The organism is Actinomadura nitritigenes, assembly GCF_017573545.1.
GTDB classification, from domain to species: Bacteria; Actinomycetota; Actinomycetes; order Streptosporangiales; family Streptosporangiaceae; genus Spirillospora; species Spirillospora nitritigenes.
Genome location: NZ_JAGEOK010000040.1, coordinates 52,756 through 69,398, shown reverse-complemented (window position 1 = coordinate 69,398; position 16,643 = coordinate 52,756). Strand labels below are relative to the sequence as shown.

The window sequence follows — 16,643 nt, the reverse complement described above, 5'->3', positions numbered from 1 at the left end:
TCGGCTTCGCTGGAAGGTGTGCATCGTGACTCAGGCCGGGTGGTACGCGGACCCGTACGGTGGGGGAGGGCACCGCTGGTGGGACGGGACGAAGTGGACCGACCACGTCAATGCGACGCCCGTTCAGCAGCCCCAGCAGGCCCAGCCCCAGCAGCCCATGCCCCAGCAGGCGATGCCCCAGCAGGCGCAGGGTCAGTACGGGCCGGTGCTGCACAAGACGCGCTACGGGGTCGAGTTGCATGCCGACGCGCATGCGATCACATGGGACGGGACGACGATCGAGCTGGCGAAGGCCGAGTTCGTCGGGTACACGGCCGTGCAGACGAGGATGCGGGGGCCGTTGAACATCGGCAGCGTCCACACCTCGACCGACTACCACTTCGAGATCGGGTTCTTCCCCGTCAACCAGGCGCCCGCGATCGCGTTCGAGGAGACGGGGCTCCGCGCGAACACGCCGCCGTCCGACTGGCAGTTCCTCGTCGACCTGTCGCGGACGTACGTGGAGCCGCGGCTGCTGCGGCAGTTCCTCGCCGCGGTCGAGGCGGGGCGGACGGTGGACGTCGGCAAGGTGCGGATCGACCGGAACGGGTTCGTCGGCGGGAACGTGTCGCGCGGCTGGGAGGGCATCGAGGGCGTCACGTTCGACAAGGGCTGGTACTTCGTCCACGCGCGGGGCGCGGGCAAACCGATCCTGCGGGTGCCGCAGCAGAACCAGAACGTGATGCTCCTGCCGCAGATCTTCGACGCCCTGAAGCGCTGACGTCCCGGCGTCAGGCGCGGGGGTGGAGCCAGGCCGGGGTGTCGGCGGGGTCGCGGGGGAACAGGTCGAGGTCCTCGGCGTAGGCGGACGGCTCCGGGCGGGTCTTCCAGCGGGGCTCGGCGTCGCGGATGTACTCCACCTGGTACGAGAACGGGAACGTCAGCACGTAGCGGGCGGTGAACCAGGTGCCGAGGCCGTCGGCGTACATGCCGCGGCGGAGCCGGCCGAACAGGTCGTCGGCGGCGGGCGGCGGCGTCCACAGGCGGGGCATGTGGGTGTTGCACATGAGGAGCTGCGACACGGTCTCGGCGTGGGAGCCGAGGGCGTTGTGGTAGACGTCGGCCTGCTGCCAGCCGGCGGGGAGCGCGTCGACGAGCAGCGAGGTGACGTCCTCCAGGAGGTCCTTCTGCTCGACGGGGCCGAGGGGCTCGACGGGCGGGGCGGGCAGCGGCGGGAGGCCCGCGCGGGAGCGCAGCCAGCCGGGGACGTTCTCCTCGGCGCGCGGGAAGGCGGCGAGGTCCTGCGCGTAGGCGTCGTCCGGGATCTCGGGGTCCCAGTGCGGGTCGTAGTCGTTGTTGAAGGCGGTGTAGTAGGAGCCGGGCGGGTCGAGCATGACGCGCATGCTCAGCCAGGTGCCGCGGTCCCGCCGGTACATGATGGAGCGGAGCTCGGCGGCCATGTCCAGGACGTCGCGGGGCATCTCGGCGGCCCGGGTGGTGCCGTCCTCCATCGCGACGGTCAGGACGGCGTCGGACACCGCGACCGTCATCATGATCCGCAGGTCGACGCGGCGCCAGCCGGACGGGGCGGACCGCGCCAGCAGTCCCGCGATGCCGCGGGTGAGCTCCTGGTAGCGGGCCTGGTCGTAGGGGAGGGGGCCGCGGCCGGGGGCCGGACCGGCGGGCTGGGTCATGGCTGCTCCTCTGGCCGGTGGACGGTGGCGCCGGGTTCGCCGCCGGGCCCGGTGATCTCGACGAGGTGGCCGGACGCGACGAGGTCGGCGATCGAGTCGACCAGGCTATAACCCATTCCGGTCTCCGGCGGGGGCGTGTCGGAGCCGATGGGCCCGGCGTCGAACAGGACGGGGCGGCCGCGGACCGGCTTCTGGACGCGGTAGACCCGGTACGTGAGTCCGTGCAGGTTGTTGTGCCCGCGGCGCAGCCAGGGCGTGCCGATCTCGAAGACGAACCGGTCGGCGGGGTCGTGGTAGGTGTCGACCTCCTTGCCCACCGGGAGGGTCTCGCCCGGCGGCTCGGGGGCCGGTCCGGGCTCAGGCTCGGGGGCGGCGACGGGCAGGCCGATCTCGGCGAGCCGGCGGCAGACCTCGTGGACGGAGACGTACGCGCCGTGCTCGGGGGCCGGGCCGGGGAAGCAGACGAAGTATCCGCCGGGCCGGTTGGCCATTCCGTCCAGCCCGATGTACGGGCCCGGGGCGGTGGGCCGGGGCGAGGAGTAGGTGCGGTTGACCGGTGAGTCGGTCGCCGTGGCCAGGGACCAGGCGTCCTGCTTCTTGCGGGGGGCGCGCTGCCTGGTGATGACGCCGGCGGCGTGCAGGACCTGGCTGTTGATCTCCATTCCGGCGCCGGCCATGACGCCGGCCATCGCGTGGACGGTGGCGGCGCGCGGGTCCTCGAACGGGCGGACGGACCCGTCGGGGCCGATGGCGAGCCAGGCCCCGCCGGTGCGGGCGATCGTCCAGCAGCCGTCGGCGACGGTTCCGACGCGGAGGCGGTCCACGCCGGGGACGTAGGCGGCGAGCCTATCGCGCGCCCGCGCGAACAGGGTTTCCAGGCCGGGCGGGAGGCGGTCGGCCAGGTCGCTCTCGTCCTGCGGCGCCGTCCGGAGGCTCTCCGGGTCGAACGCCTCCCCGGCGGCGTGCAGCGCGGCGAGGCGGCCCAGCCAGCCGGGGACGTACGCGTCGGGACGGGGGAACCGGGCGAGTTCGGCGGCCGCGTCCGCCGGGGCGATCTCGTCCGCCCAGGCGAACTCGTCGGGCTGGTCGGCCTCGACGCCCCATTCCGGCCCGTCCGGACGGTTCCAGATGGAGTAGGCGAGGGACGGCCAGGCGCCGTAGTCGGGGTGGTAGGTGATCTCCCGGTGGCGGCGCAGCAGCGCGGGGACGTCGCTGTGCGGGATCAGCCGCGCCGCGCGGGCGACAGCGCCGGGGCGGGTGCCGTCCTCGTGGCCGGTGAGCTGGATCACCTCGTGGCCGCCGACGGCCCGGTAGGAGAGCCGGACGTCGCGCCAGCCGCCGGGGAGCAGCCGGAGGATCTCGTCGACCAGGCCCTGCAGGTGCGCCTTCTCGTCCTCCGGGGTCATGGTGCGGCCTCCTCTCGCGGTCCGGTGGTCTCGGCCAGGGCACCGTCCCGCAGAAGGCCGGCTATGGAGTCGACGAGGTAGAAGCCGCGTCCGGTGCCGGTCGTCCGCCCGCGCGGGACGATCGTGTGCTCGAGGGGGAAGGCCGGGTGGACGTGCAGCGGCCGTCGGACCTCGTAGAAGCGGTGCTCGTACATCTCGGGCATGCCCTGCATGCCGCGCTTGTGGAACGGCGTGCCGGGTTCGTACAGGAACACCTGGCCGGTGTCTCCGTAGCCGTCGAGGACGGTGCCCTCCGGGAGGGTCTCGGCGGGTTCGGAGGGGCCGCCGGGCAGCTGGTCGTGCGCGGCCAGCTCGAACACCCGATGGACGGTCACGAACCCGCCGCGCTCCGGGGCGGGCTCCCGGCGCAGCGCGAAGTAGCCGGGTTCGCGGCCGAGCAGGCGCTCCAGCGCGACGCAGGGCACCTCGGGCCCCGGACGCGGCGCGCCCTCGGACTCCGCCCGCAGCCGCTCGCCGGTCTCGGTGAGGTACCACGGGCCCCGGTCGGTGAGGTCGTCCGGCGCCGGCCGGATGATCCCCGCCATCTGGAAGACCTTCGGGTTCAGGCCGGTGCCCGCCTCGGTGAGCAGGCCGCCGACCGCGTGGGCCACGGCCGCGCGGGCCGTCTCGCGCACCTCACCGGCGGTGGGGCGGCCGCCGTCCGTGCGGACGGACCGCCAGCCGTCGCCGGCGCGCAGCACCGACCAGCAGCCGTCCTCCGGCCGCCCGACCCTGAACCGGTCGGCGGCGTCCCGGGTCCAGTCGCCGAGCAGGCGGCGGGCCCGGTAGAAGAGGATCGGGCTCTCGGGGGCGAGCGCGCCGGTCAGGTCGTGCTCGTCCTGCGGGGCGGCGTGCTCGTCCTCGGAGGCGCCGGACCCGTCCTGCGGGGCGGCGGGCGGGTCCGCGGTCATTCCGCGGGCCGGTTGATGGTCGCGACGGCCTCGGCGCGGGTCTCCTCGTCCACCTCCGGGACCCGGAAGTTCTCGGCGGAGGCGTACCCGACCAGGCGGGGCTCCGGCGGCACGCCGTGCACCCGCAGGTAGTAGTGGACGGCGCCGGGCCAGATCCACGTGCCGTCGGTGTGGTACGTCAGCGGCACCTCGGCGGGACGCGCCGGATCGAGCCGGTCGGTGTCGTAGCCGCGCGCCGCCAGCACGATCGGCGCCTCCCGCAGGTAGCGCAGCAGCGCCTCACGCTCGTGCTCCGGGACGGCCGGCCGGTCGTAGCGGGGGGTGCCGTCCGCGCCGACCTCGTCGAAGACCCGCGCGATCCGCAGCGCGGCGGGCACCGGCGGCGGCGTCCCCGCCAGGCCGCGGCCGCCGAGGTACTCCTCGAACAGCGGATGGGTCCGCTTGCTGATCGAACGGATCAGCGCCCGCTCCTCGGCGCTCAGCGGGCGCCGCTCCTGCTCGGCCGTCTTCTCCAGGCCGTCCATGGTCTCGTAGAGCGCCTTGACCGCGCCCTCGCCGAGCCCGTTCCGCGCCCGGAAGATCTCCACCGCGGGAACGAAGTCCTCGTACGGCAGCTCTTCGATGTCGGCGTCGCGGTTGAAGTTGATCTCGCTGAAGTAGCGCGTCTCCCGCACGAAATCGCCCGCCCACGGCGTGCAGGCCACGCAGTCCAGCCCGCCGCCCGGCGGCTCCACGAAGACGACCGGCCGCTCGTTGTAGGTGAAGTAGCGCGGTCGCGTCTTCCTCGCCGGGCTCATTGCAGTCGATCTCCGTTGTGACGAACGTGAGGGTTGATTCCGAGGATAGGGCGGTGTCGCCCCAGGTCGTGGCCGCCGGTCACTGCTCGGCCAGCCGCCGCAGGTCCTCCAGGCCGGGGGCCTGCTGCTCGGCCGCGTCCGCCGGCACGGTGCCGGACAGGTGGTCCTCCGGCAGTCCGCGGAAAGCCCGGATCGCCTGGACGGCGTGGACGCCCGCCTCGAACGCGTCCGACAGGCGGGCCTTCCACAGCCCGGTCGCGATCTCCCCGGCCCGGCCCGCCGGGACGCGCCGCAGGTAGCCGGCCGCGTCGCCGGACACCGCCGCCCACACGTACCCGACGAGGTTCCCGCCCAGCACCACCGGCAGGTGCACGACCGGCCCGGCCGTCTCCTCCGGGTACGCCGGCATCGGGGCGCTGACCAGCGGGCCCCAGCCCTTCGACCGGTCCGCCGGCGTCCCGTCCGGGTACAGGCCGTCCTGGACGAGCGGGCCGGGCGAGCGCGGGGCGTCCGGGTTCAGCGACGTGCCGAGCTCGGTCAGGCCCGGGGCCCACTGCTCCTGCGCGTCCGCCGGGATCGCGCCGCCCTCCGGGTCCTCCGGGGCGCCGCGCCACCGGCGCACCGCGTCCTGCGCGGGCAGCCCCTCGTCGTACGACTGGTCCAGCCGCCGGTTCCACAGCGACGACGCGTCCAGGCTCCGCTCGAACAACGCCAGGTTGCGGATGAACCCGCACGCGTTGGTGTTGCTCTCGGCGGCCCACAGGTAGCCGAGGAGGTCGCCGCCGGCCATGACCGGCAGGTAGAGGACCCGCTGCCGGGTGGAGCGCTCGTAGCTCTCCCGCGGCGGGAGCGGCTCCCCCTGCGGCGCCGGCGGCGGCGGCAGGTCGAGCGGGTCGTGGGCGGCGCCCGGGGACGGCAGCGGCCGCGAAGGGTCGGGAGGCCAGGGCATGCCCGGGAACCCGCTGCTACCGCCCGGGTCAGGCGGGGTGCTCATGGCATCTGTCCCTTCCGAATCTGCGTGGCGTCCCCTCGGCGCGGCGTCCCGGCCGCGCCGCGTTCCCTTCGCGCGGCGTCACCGGGGCGGATACGCGTCCGCCCAGATGTCGAACGTGGGCCGCTGCACCCAGCCGCCGGCCGCGGTCCGCGACCAGGTGAACCCAGTATGGACGACGTTCGTGATGCGATACCGGGTGCCGCGGGGCAGGACCAGCTCCCGCTGGTCCGGGTAGGCGCTGCGGGTCCCCATCCAGAGCCCGTGCGCGCCCGCCGGCAGCCGCATCCGCATCCGGAACTCGAACGCGTTGCCGTCCACCACCGCCGGGTTCACCCCGAGCGAGGTGGACATGTAGCCCGGCTCCGCCTGCGTCATGCCGATCAGCATCCGCGGATCCCGGTTGCCGAGCGGGGCGCCGTCCGGAGCGAGCAGGAACGACACGTCGTGCAGGCCGCGGACCGTCTCGACCGGCTCCGGCAGCGGCTGGTGCAGCGCCTGGTCCAGCTCGGCGATCCGCCGCCAGAACGCCTCCGGCGTCGGGTCGCCGCCGAGGTACTCGCGCAGCCGGTCGTGGTCCTGGTGCTGCCGCCAGATCTCCTGCAGCCGCAGCTCGGGGCTCTCGTGCGACAGGACGTACTGGACGATCTGCCGCTGGTAGTCCGTCAGGTCCGGGCGGCGCCACATGTCGTTCAGCACATGCGAGTCGACGGGCATGCGGCCGCCGTTCAGGTACATCAGGTGCTGCGCGTAGTTCTCCTCCAGCCGCACCTGGTTCAGGTACCGGCCGACGTCCGCGCCCGGCCGCAGGTGCGGGTTCGGCATGGACTGCACCGTGTACCAGTGCACCGCCTGCTGGAGGTGCGGCGGGAGCTGCTGGTACACGTGCGCCAGCCGCGTCTCGCCGTACAGCTCGCCGTCGTGGTCGCTGTCGAACCGGCGGACGGTGTCGGAGTCGACGTGCCCGATCTCCTGATGGTGCGCGCCGGGATGCTGCCCTGCCGCATGCTCACCCGGCTGGTGCGGCTGGGGGTGACCGGCGGCGGGGTTGTGATCGCCTGGGTGCGTCCCCGGGTGGGTGCCTGGGTGCGCTCCTGGGTGGGTGCCGGGGTGCGTGCCAGGGCGTGCGCCTGAGGGGCCGCCTGGGCGGGCGTTGGGCGTCGCGCCGGAGTGGCCGCCCGGCGTCGTGCCGGGGCGTGCGCCGGGCGCGGTGCCCGGATGCGCGGCGGGACGCGCGTTCGGTGGCACGCCGGGCCCCGCGGCCGGACGTCCGCCCGGAGCCGTCCCCGGGTGAGCGGCGGGCCGCCCGCCCGGTCCCGCGACCGGGTTCGTGCCGGGCCGGACACCGGGGGTACCGCCTGGAGCGGCACCGGCGTGCGCGACCGGGGCGCCTCCGGGGTGGGTGCCCGGGTGCGCGGCCGGTGTCGCGCCGGGGTGCGCGGCGGGCGCGGCTCCGGGGTGCGCGGCCGGGGTGGCGGCGGGCGCTGCTCCGGGGTGGACGCGGGGGTCCGTGCCGGGATGGGCGCCCGGGTGTGCTCCCGGCGCCGTGGCCGGACGGGCCGCAGGGGTGTACGGAGTGCCGTGACCGGGCGCCGGACGGCGCGGATCCGCGTGTCCGGCGTGCGGCGGGCCGCCGTCCCAGCCGTTGCCGGCCGGTGGTTCGGAGTTCCGGCGGCGCTGGAACAGGTCCCGCAGCCCGCGCGCCTCCGCGTCGCCGCGCGGGTGCGCGTCGTCGCCGCCGCGGTGGCCGGGGGCGTAGCCGCCCTCGCCCGCGGGCGCGGTGGTGCCGTCCGGGTGGTGCGCGGTCCAGGAGCCGTCCGGCGGCAGGCCCGGCCGGACCTGCCCGTCCGCGTCCGGGTGGCCGGCCGAGGCGTACACGTTCCCGTCGCCGTCCGACCAGGCCAGGCCGTGCGGCGCCACGACCGGGACGCCGAGCCGCTCGGCCAGCCGGGCGGCGAACTCGCCGTCGCCGGTGTGGCAGGCCAGCAGCAGCACCTCGCGGCCGTTCCAGTTCGGGTCGTTGCGGATCAGGTCGGCGAGGTCGTCCACGCCGAGCCGGCGGTCGCCGCCGAGCCGCAGCCCGTCCGCGTCGCCGTGCCCGTCGACCACGAACCGGTGCGGGTCGGCCGGGACCCGCTGCGCCAGGTCGCGCATCGCCGGGTCGGACGGGTCGTGGAACGACCGGCCCGCCGGGGTCTCGTCGCTGCCGCGGAACACGTCGTGCAGGTGCGGCGGCAGGTCCGCGGGGATCGGGGTGTCGCCGGGCTGTGCGGGCTCGTGCTCGCCCTCATGGGCCGGCTCGCCCTCGTGGACGGGCTCGTGGCCGCCCTCGGCGGGCTCGTGCGTCCCGTGCGCGGGCGCCTGCTCCGGCCGCGGACGGCCCTCGGACGGCGGGTGCGGTTCGGCGTCGCGGTGCTGCGGTTCCGGCGGCCCCTCCCCGGGCGTGCTGCGCAGATGCGGCGGCAGCGCCTGGTCCAGGGCGTCCTTGAACTGCTCGTTGAGGCGCCGGTTCACCGCCTCCACGACGGCCTGCTCCTCGTTCGTCAGCCCCGGCTCGCGCTCACCGCGCGCGGCCTGCTCGTCGGCGACGTTCGGCAGGTCCCGCGAGACCTCGTACAGCGAGTGCTCGTGGTCGGCGACGGCGTCGAACGACCGCAGGTGCAGGCGCAGCTCGCCGATGTGCCCGTTCGGCATCCGGACCGTCATCCGGATGTCGCGGTAGCCGCTCGGCTGCGGGCTGCGCAGCCGGTCCTTGATCGAGACGACGTCGACGCCGTGCCGCCGCGTGACGTCCTGGACGCGGTCCAGCGCGCGGTACAGGTCCGCGACGCTGTCGAACTGGACCTTGCCGCCCAGCAGGTCGTTCAGCGTGGACGCGTCGCCGTTGTTCTCGTTGATGATCTTGTCGAGGGCGCGCACCCGGTCCTTGGCGCCCGGCCGCATCTTCGCGTCCTCGGGCTCGTTCGCCAGGTCGCGCAGGACGTCGTGCAGCGTGCCCCGCTGCTCCTCGGCCGCCCGGTACAGGTCGTCGAGGTAGTCGTTGACCAGCGGGCTGTCCTTCGGCACCGGCCGGCCCTCACCGGCCCTCGCCCGCTCGGCGTCCAGCGCCTCGTGGTCGAACCCCGGCTGGCCCGGCGCCTTCGACGTGCCGATCTCGGCGATGACCCGGTCGCTGATCTGCGTCTGCCAGTCCTCCAGCGGCGTCCGGACGGGCTTGGCGGGCCCCTCGGCCAGGACCGCGTCGGGACCCCGCTCGTTCACCTCCCGGATCGACTCCTCCAGGATGTGGACGGCCTCGGGGTGCGTCAGCAGGCTGTGCAGCGTCCGCGGCCTCGCCAGCAGCGAGTCGTGGATCGCCTGCTCGGCCCGGGTCAGTGGCGGAGGCCCGTTCCCCTCGATGATCCGCGCCAGCTCCGGATGATTCGGCAGCCGGGTCCGCAGGTCGTCGTCCAGCAGGTCGCCGAGCCGGTCGCCGCGGTCGTTGACCACGGTGTCGCGCGCCTGGTCGACGATCTGCCGGAGCTGCTCGTTCTCCTGGATCCGGCGCATCAGCTCCGGATCGGCCGTGCGGGGCCGCTCGCCCTCAGGCTCCGCGGCCCGCGACCTCGGCTGCGCGTCCGGCTGCGGCGCGGGCCCGGCGCCGGACGGCTCGTTCTCCAGCCGCACCGGGTCCTCGCCGCGTCCCGTCCCGGCGGTGGACGGCGCGTCCTCGTGCTCCGGACGGGCGCCTTCGCCGCCGGGCGGCGTGGTCTCGCCGCGCGGCGCGGCGGTCTCTCCGGGACGTGCCGTCTCCGGTGCCCGGTTCGCCGTTCCGGCTGGGCCCTCCGTCCTCGGGGCGTTCCCGCCCGGCTCCGGCTCCGCGCCGCGCGGACGCGGCGGGCCGACCGTGGACGACGGCCCGGTGGACCCGGCGCCCGCCTCCGGCCTCGGTGCGGTGCTCGGCGCCTCCGACTCGTACCAGCCGTAATGCGAACGGGCGTCCGGACGCGCCGCCTCCGGCGTCCCCGTCGTGCCCGGTGTCCCTGCCGTGTCGGCGGGCGGGCGCGCGGCCTCGGAGTCGGGTCGGCCGGCGGCGTCGCCAGGCCGTCCCTCCGGCCGGGCGGCCTCCGGACCGGGCTCGGCGGCGGCCGGGTCGCTGGTCCGCGGCTCGCCGTTGTGCGGCTCGGTGCTGGACGGGTCGCCGGTGCGCGGCTCGTCGGCGGACGGGTCGTCCGTGCGGGGCTCGGTCGCGGACGGTTCGGTCCCGGACGGTTCGGTCGTGCGGGGCTCGGTTTCGGGTGGCTCGGTCGTGCTTGGTTCGCCGGTGCGCGGCTCGGCGCCCGACGGGTCGGCCGTGCGCGGCTCGTCGGCGGACGGGTCGTCCGTGCGGGGCTCGGTCGCGGACGGTTCGGTCCCGGACGGTTCGGTCGTGCGGGGCTCGCTCGCGGGTGGCTCGGTCGTGCTTGGTTCGCCGGTGCGCGGCTCGGCGCCGGACGGGTCGGCCGTGCGCGGTTCCGGGGACGCGGGGGTGTCATGGGGGGCGACGCGTTGGTCGCCCGGTTCGGGGCGCGGGGCGCGCATGCGGGGCTGCGGCGCGTCCGACCCGCCGGGCTGTGCCGGAGAGTGGGAGCCGTCGCTTCCCGGGGGAACGGGGTCGCCCCCGGAACCGACGGTCCGAAGGCTCGGCTCCAGGTTGTGGTAGCTCCGGTAGTGCGTGTAGACCGTGGGCTCCCCGCCTGGGACGGGGCTCGGGACCGTCTCCGTCCAGCGGACGTGGACGACCTCGGGCGTGACCCGGTCGCCGTTCGGCTCGGGGAAGAAGTCGACCCGGTCGATCGAGTGCCCGGCCCGGTGCTGGGAGTGCAGGTGCGCCTCGAACGACCGGCGCCAGCTGTCGCTGGGCTCGAAGTCCTCGCCCCGGTTCCCGCGGTTGGTCTTGCTCTCCTGCGGGAAGTAGTTGATCCGCTCGCCGGGGCCGCGGCCCTCGTGCGGGAAGATGTGGCCGCCGTCGAAGGACCCGCCCCGGTACTCGCCCGGGTGCGAGGACGGGGCGGTGGGGGGACTGCCGCCGCCGATGTGGCCGACGTTCGTCTGCACGCCCTCGTTGCGCTGCTTCCTGCCCGCGTCGTACTCGGGACGGCCGCTGGCCGCGTCCGCCTGGCCGTGCTCGTCCGTGTGGTACATGAACGTGCCGGGCTCGACGCCGTTGTCGGTGAAGTCGCCGTGGCGGGCGGCGTCGGGCGGGTCGAGACGGGTGGGGTTGTCCACCTCGAACCGGTCGTGCGGCTCGATCAGGTAGTGGGTGTTCGGCTTGGGGACGCCCTGCGCGGTGGTCCGCGTGCTGTCCCCGAGCTCGGGGTTGAAACCGCGGGTCTTGTCGCCGTACCAGGTCCGGACGTGCGTGACGTTGCCCTCGCCGTCGGTCCAGAAGACGCCGTGCAGCTTGCCGTCCGGGCCCGTGACCTCGATGCGCGAGTTCCTCGGCAGGTCCGGCTGGTTGGAGAACGGGCCGTCGGCACTCGGGTCGTACCGGCCCGGCCACTGGTGCGGCGCGGCGTCGGCGGGCGGCTCGAACCGGGTGGCGGACGGGGCCGAGCCCTGCCCGTGGGCGTTCTCCTCGCCGGTGAAGACGTGCGGGTTCACATGGCCGAGGTCGATCCGGTGCGTGACCCCCGGCTCCGGCCGCGTGACGTCGACGTTGTCGTTCGGCGGGACGACCCGGGCGCCCGGTTCGTCCGAGGTGTAGTTCGTGACGTGGCTGACCTCGCCGTCGCCGTCGGTGTAGGCGACGCTGCGGGGGGTCCGCCTGCCGTCCGGCCCGACCTCGTGCACGGTGTAGCGCGAGTTGGGCTGGAGGGGGCCGACGTCCACGATCCGCTGGGTGGGGTCGAGGTCGATCGACCTGTCGTCGGTGTGCCGGGGCGGGTCCCATTCGGCCTGCTGGTGCGGCATGCGGGGGCCGCCGGGCTCGTCCGCCGACGTGCCGGACGGCGAGTCGGGCGGCGGGGTCGAGCCGTCGCCGCCGGCGGGATCGGACCCCTCCTCGCCGGGACGGGACCGCCGGAACTGCGGGCCGTCCTCGCCCTCGCCGGGACGCCCGGGCGTCCGCTCGCCGGGGTGCGGTTCGGTCTCGCCGGCCGGGCGGCGCTCGCCGGGGGTCAGCTCGCCGCCGTCGTGGCGGGGCGGTGCCTCGCCGCGGCCCGGCTCGGTCTCGTTCGTGCGGGGCCTGCCGTCGTCCGGGCGGGGCTCGGTCTCGTTGGAGCGCGGACGTCCCTCGTCGGGACGGGGTCCGGTCTCGCCGCCGGCCGGGCGGTGCTCGCCCGGGGGCAGCTCGCCGCCGTCACGGCGCGGGGGCCCGCTCTCGTGCGGACGGCCGTCGTCCGAGGGGAGCTGCCCGCTGTCGTGCCGCGGCGGGGTCTCGCTCCCGGGCGGTTCGGTCTCGGTGGTGCGCGGGCGGCCTTCGTCCGGACGCATCTGGCCGTCGTCGTGGCGGGGCGTCCCCTCGCCCGTGCCCCGGTCGTGCGGTGCGGTGGACGGGTCGGTCGTGCCGTCGCCGGTCCGCGGCGCGCCCTCGGGCGTGCCCCGGTCGGTGCCCGGCGTGCCGTCGTGGGAGACGCGGTTCCCCGGAGCGCCGCCGTCGTTCGCGGACGGGGTGCTCGCGGGCGCCTCGCCGCGGAAGTGGCGGTCCATCACGTCGCCGACGGCGCGGGCGAGGTCGCGCGGGTTCTCGGCGAGGCGGTGCTCGGTGAACGCCTCCGCCATTAGCTCGTGCGGGTTGGTCGCGCCGTACTGCGACAGCGCGTTCTCGATGCGCGACTTCATCGCGGGGTCGTGCGGCCGGGTGGCGTCGTAGGGGACGCCGAGCGCGTCGGAGATCGCCCGGTTGAGCTCGGCCCGCATCACCGGGTCGTTGAGGAGCCGCTGCCCGAGCTGGTGCCCGAACTCGTGCGTGAACACGCCCTCGGTGGACCCGCCGCCGGGGACGGTGTAGCCGTCCGCCTCCTCGTCGGCGCCCTCCGCGTTGCGCTCCGCGTTGTCGCCGAACGCGTCGTCGTTGATGTAGATGCCCTGGTCGGGGCCGCCCGTCCGGGCGTAGGCGAGGGTGTCGCTCTCGTTGGGCGGCATCGCGGTCGTCTCGATGCGGTTGAGCTGCCGCATCGTGCCCGGGTAGTCCGCGGCGAGCCTCCCGAGGGCCCGGTTGATCTCGGCGGCGGCGGCCGGGTCGATCGGGCGGGACGTGAAGTCGACCGCGGGCGCGTCGTCGCCGAACTGCGAGAGGATCTCGCGCGCCTCGTGCTCGGCGTCCGCCAGGTCGTGGGAGGAGTCCCCGCCGTCGTGGTCGCCGGACGCGTCGTCCGCGCCCTGGTCGTCGCCGCCGTGGTCGCCGGTTCCGTCGTCGGACTGGCCGTCGCGCGGGGCGGACCCCTCCGGCTGCTCGTGCTCGCCGGGCGTCCCGGCCTGCTTCGGATGCTCCTCCGGCGCGCCGGACTCCGGTCCCTGGCGGCGCGGCGCGTCGCCGGGCTCGCCGTCGCGCGGGGAGGACGCGCCGTTCTCCCGCGAGGGGCCGCCCTCGCCCGGTGCGGGCTCGCCGGTCGTCTCCGGCGCGTCACCGCGCACGACGCCCTGGTCGTCGACGTCCTGGATGGGCCGCTCGGCGGGGTCGGCGGGGCCGTTGCCGTCGGTGAGCGGACGCTCGGGCGCCGCCTGCCCGCCCTCGTCGCCGGACGGGGTGCGCTCCGGCTCCGGTCCCGCGTCGCCCTGCGGGTCGCCGGGCCGGACGACGCCCTGGTCGTCGAGGTTCTGGATCGGGTGTTCGGCGGGGTCGGCGGGGGAGTTGTCGTCGGTGAGGGGACGCTCCGGCGCCGGGCGTCCGCCCTCGTCGCCGGAGGGCGCGTCGGGCGCGGGCCGGGTGTTCTCCGTCCCGGCGGGCGCGTGCTCGGCCGGAGGCGTGGCGCCCTCCTGGGCGGGCGGCGTCTGCTCGTGCGGCGGCGGCGCGTTCTCCGTCCCCGCGCCGGACGGCGCCTCGTGCGTCGGCTGCGGGCCGTTCTCGCCCGGCGCGGCGCCGTGGCCGTCACCCGGGCGGGACGGCTTCGGAACGCGGCTCCCCGGCTCCTGCGGCGAGCGCGACGTGGTCTCGGGACGTCCCGATCCGGAGGACGGCGTGGTCGTGCGGACCCGCGTCCCACCGCCACCGGACCCGGCGGCGGCATCGCCGCCGCGCACGGCGGACCCGCCGCCGCCCATGCCGCCCATCGGCATCGGCACGCCCGCGATGACGCCGGGCTGGCCGCTCGACCCGTCGGACCCGCCATGGTCGGGCGCCGCCATCGCGTCGGGCAGGTCGGCGGTCGCCCGTCCGCCGTCCTTCGCGTCGGGCGACCCGGCCGTGCTGGTGGGCGGAGCGTCGGCGCCTTCGGGCGCGGACGGGTCGCCGCCGTCCGCCGAGCCGCCGTCCGCCGGGTCGGAGCCGCCGCCTGTCGCCTCGGAGCCGCCGCTGTCACCAGGTGCCGAACCGCCGCCGCCTTCGGGCGCGGAGCCGCCGCCGCTGGTGGGGGCGCCGCCGCCTGTCGTGGCCGTGCCGTGGTCGCCGGAACGCGTGGAGGTGCCGGAAGGCGTGCCGCCGGCCGGCGTCGTGCCGCTTCCGCTCGCCGGGGGCGTGGTGTTGCCGCCGGTCGGTGCGGTGCCGGAGGTAGGGGTGTGCTCGCCGCCCGCGGGCGGCGTCGTGCGGCTGCCGGTCGGTGCCTCGTTGCCCGTGGTGGGCGTGCGTTCGCCGCCCGAGGCCGGGGTCTGCTCGCCGCCTGCGGGCGGCGTGGTGTGCTCGGTCGCGGGCGGCGTGGTGCGGCTGCCGGACGGCGCCTCGCCGTCCGGTGCGGGAGCGTGCTCGCCGCCCGGAGGCGGTGCGTGCTCGGTGGGCGAGGGCGTGGTGTGCTCGCCGGTCGGGGACGGCGTCTCGGTGCGGGCCGCGGGGTCCGTGCCGCCGCCGGACGGCACGGAGTGCTCGTCGCCGGGAGACGTGTGCGGGTCGCCCGGCGCGGCCGTGCCGTCGCCGGGGGAGCGGGACGAGGTCGAGCCGGACGGGGACTCGTCGCGGCCACGGCCAGAACCGCCACCGGACGAGCCGGAGCCCGTCGAGGGGCCGCCGCCCGCCGGTGAACCCGGGGTACCGCCGGGCGCACCGCCACCAGGACGGGCGCCGGAGGGGCCGCCCGAACCGCCGGAGCCGGCCGAGCCGGAGCCGCTGCCCGGCGCGCCCGAGCCGGAACCAGAGCCGGAACCGGAACCGGAACCGCCGGCGCTTCCTGTGCCGCCGCCTCCGGACGGGGTCGCGCCACCGGGGACGCTGCCGCCGCCCGCCGCGGGGGCGCCGCCGGGGGCAGTGCCGCCGCCCATGGGGACGGCGCCGCTCGGTCCACCGCCGGACGAGGCGGAGCCCGGCGCGCCGCCGTCCGAGCCGCCCGCGCCGCCGCCGCTGAACGCGCCGGGGTTGCCGCCGAGGCCACCGCCGGACCCGCCGCCGCCCGAGGAGGGCGCGCCGCCGCCTCCGCCGCCGCCCTCGGGAGCCGCCGACGCGAGGCTGACGCCATGGTTCGTGCCACCGCCGCCGCTGTCGCCGAGCAGGGTGGATATGCGGTTGCCGCCGCCCCCGCCGGAGCCTCCGCCGTCGTGGGAACCGCCGGCGCCACCGCCGTGGGAGCCGCCGCCTCCTCCGCCGGAGCCTCCGCCGTCATGGGAGCCGCCGCCCCCGCCGCCGCCTCCACCGGTGACGTGCGAGCCGCCCCCGCCGCCCGAGCCGCCGCCCGAGCCGCCGCCGTCGGAGCCGCCCCCGCCCGAACCGCCCTCGCCCGAGCCGCCGCCGGTCGACGGGGTGTGCGTGGTCACCGGGGTGGGGTCGACGTTCGGTCCGGCCGGGTCGCCGCCGGGGACGCCCCCGTCGAACTCCGTCAGCCCGCCCTTGCCGCCGCCGACCGCGCCGCCGAACGCGCCCGACGTGGCGCCCTTGGCGATGGCGTCCCAGCTCAGCGGGTCGCCGTGGATCGCGGACGTGGCGACGGTGCCGGCCACGCCGCTGACGGCCTCGGACACGCCGTCGCGCGCCATGCCCTTGAACATGTTGCCGAGCGGGGTGGCGGCCGCGTCGCCGACCCCGGGGATCTTGCCCGCGCCGAAGCCGATGCCGCCGGAGATCGCGCCGCCGATCGCGCCGTCCAGGGTGGCCTGGCCCGTCTTGGCCCAGTCGACGTCCTTCCGGTTGCCCTGGGCGATCTGGACGCCCTGCACGATCAGGTCGAGCCCGCCGCCCTGGAGCGCGCCGAACGCGGCGCCCTTCAGGACCGCGCCGAGGAACTTCTCCCCGAGCTTCTCCATCAGCTCTTTGAAGATGGTGCGGGCCGTGACCTGGGCCGCGCCCTCCACCGCCGGGATCCCCGCCGTGGACGCGCCGAACGTCTCGAACGCCGCCGCGATCAGCATCGCGATCTCGATCGCGGTGACGATCAGCAGCGCGATGAACATGTACTTCGCGTACTCGATGTCCAGCGCGCCGTTGTCCATGACGTCGGCGAGCTTGTTGCAGGCGTCCGCCATGCTCGGCAGCAGCCGCGGATCGGTGGTGATCCACTGCTCGACGTTCTTCTGGAACTTCTCCGCGGCCTCCGCGTCGAGGGTGCCGCGCACGTCGTTGACGCTGCCGGTGACGTCGCCGACGAGATCGTTGATCGAGGTGGCGGCCTGGCGCCAGGCGTCGGCGCAGCGCCGCATCGCGGTCTCGTCGCCCTCGGGCCAGTCGGAGCCGACGATCCACGACAGCCACTGGACCTCGGCGGGGATTTCCAGACCCACGGGATCAG

7 protein-coding genes are annotated in these 16,643 nt (G+C 76.2%); 1 reads left to right on the top strand and 6 read right to left on the bottom strand.

Annotated elements, in window-relative coordinates:
* The first annotated feature begins 25 nt into the window (after positions 1–25).
* The gene (locus tag J4557_RS41660) at positions 26–760 is read left to right on the top strand and encodes a DUF2510 domain-containing protein (RefSeq protein ID WP_208272349.1); all 735 of its coding nucleotides are present in this window, start codon (positions 26–28) and stop codon (positions 758–760) included.
* A gap of 10 nt (positions 761–770) precedes the next feature.
* On the opposite strand, the gene J4557_RS41655 is transcribed toward J4557_RS41660, so the two are convergent.
* The 6 genes from J4557_RS41655 to J4557_RS41630 form a co-directional block, all read right to left on the bottom strand.
* A complete protein-coding gene (locus J4557_RS41655) occupies positions 771–1,673 on the bottom strand; it encodes a hypothetical protein (RefSeq protein ID WP_208272348.1) in 903 nt (300 codons plus the stop codon).
* The gene (locus J4557_RS41650) at positions 1,670–3,079 is read right to left on the bottom strand and encodes a glycohydrolase toxin TNT-related protein (protein WP_208272347.1); all 1,410 of its coding nucleotides are present in this window, start codon (positions 3,077–3,079) and stop codon (positions 1,670–1,672) included. The genes J4557_RS41655 and J4557_RS41650 overlap by 4 nt, the downstream gene beginning before the upstream one ends.
* Positions 3,076–4,029 carry a glycohydrolase toxin TNT-related protein gene (locus tag J4557_RS41645; RefSeq protein ID WP_208272346.1) on the bottom strand — a complete coding sequence of 318 codons (954 nt, stop codon included), beginning with the start codon at positions 4,027–4,029 and terminating at the stop codon, positions 3,076–3,078. The genes J4557_RS41650 and J4557_RS41645 overlap by 4 nt, the downstream gene beginning before the upstream one ends.
* Entirely contained in the window at positions 4,026–4,826 is an 801-nt protein-coding gene (locus J4557_RS41640; protein ID WP_208272345.1) for a hypothetical protein, read from the bottom strand. Before J4557_RS41640 ends, J4557_RS41645 begins: the two co-directional genes overlap by 4 nt.
* A gap of 79 nt (positions 4,827–4,905) precedes the next feature.
* Complete coding sequence (locus tag J4557_RS41635; RefSeq protein ID WP_208272344.1) at positions 4,906–5,820, bottom strand: hypothetical protein; 915 nt, start codon at positions 5,818–5,820, stop codon at positions 4,906–4,908.
* 78 nt (positions 5,821–5,898) lie between these two features.
* Positions 5,899–16,635, bottom strand: coding sequence for a WXG100-like domain-containing protein (locus J4557_RS41630; protein WP_208272343.1), 10,737 nt, complete (start codon positions 16,633–16,635; stop codon positions 5,899–5,901).
* Between the last annotated feature and the right edge of the window lie 8 nt (positions 16,636–16,643).